At 40.1% G+C, this 1096-nt stretch carries 1 pseudogene; it reads right to left on the reverse strand.

Annotation, left to right across the window (positions count from 1 at the left end):
• Nucleotides 1-1096: pseudogene (locus tag BUA76_RS19000) on the reverse strand (hypothetical protein); the annotation flags it as partial.

Raw genomic sequence — 1096 nt, forward strand, 5'->3', positions numbered from 1 at the left:
GGTACAGTAACAAATTGTGGAACACCATTGGCATTTACCGTAGTACCTAAGTTCTGGTTGCTTGCTGTAGAACCGGTTCCTACTGTTACACTGCCGCCTGCTGTTACCAGCTGGGATGAAGTAATTCCAGCTCCTCCTTCTATTGCATCTACACAGCCGTCATTGTCACTGTCAAGATCCAAAAGGTCTAATATACCATCACCGTCGGTGTCTAATGAAGTATCATCATTTCTAACAACCACTCTATCAATATAATAGTCATAATCCCATGTTCCGGCACCAAGTCCATGCCATCTGATTGCATACACGTGTGAACCATCAGGCACTGTAAAACTATTAGATATAATTCCTGGTGAATTTGAATTGAAAGACTGAATATTATTGTTATAAAGTATTTTCACCTGACTATTAGTTGTAACATCCCAAATATCTACTAATAAAACAGCATTTGACATGGTGGAAGCTCCACCTTTCACATCAAATGCAAAGTCATAATTCACAGCGGTTTTAAGTGTACCGCTCGGGAAAATGTATCCAACAGCAGGATTAGTATTATCCTGTGAAATTAATACTACACTATCCGGAGAACCATCTACTAAATTCAAATCTGAAAATAAACCTCCCGTTAAACTTAAGGGAGAAACCTGAAAATAATTACTTCCTGAATTGGTAATCCATCCTTGTGTGGCAGGAGAAAATGGATCAGAATCAAATGCTCCATTAGTAACGAGATTTAAGGATTTCTGTTCATTTACATCCAAAATTCCGTCATTGTCATCATCCAGATCATCTATGTCCAGTACACCATCACTGTCGCTATCCACACCCAAAGCCTGCAACGATAAGAAGCCTGAACCAATACCTGCAGGTATAGTGATCTGTCCGCTGCTGTTAAGTGTCCCTAAGGTAGTAGCTCCTGTGGTAAAGTTGGCATCCGCTGATTTCCACACTAGATTCCATGTAAAATTGGTATGATCTAAGCCACTAAACTGAAGGCTTAGTGCTTGACTATAGTTGGTATTCTGTACTCTCCACAATCTGGTAATTCTTGTGATAAAACCGGGAGCAAGATTGGTAGATACCCTTACTGTGGACG

The sequence above is a fragment of the Chryseobacterium takakiae genome (assembly GCF_900129385.1).
GTDB classification, from domain to species: domain Bacteria; phylum Bacteroidota; class Bacteroidia; order Flavobacteriales; family Weeksellaceae; genus Chryseobacterium; species Chryseobacterium takakiae.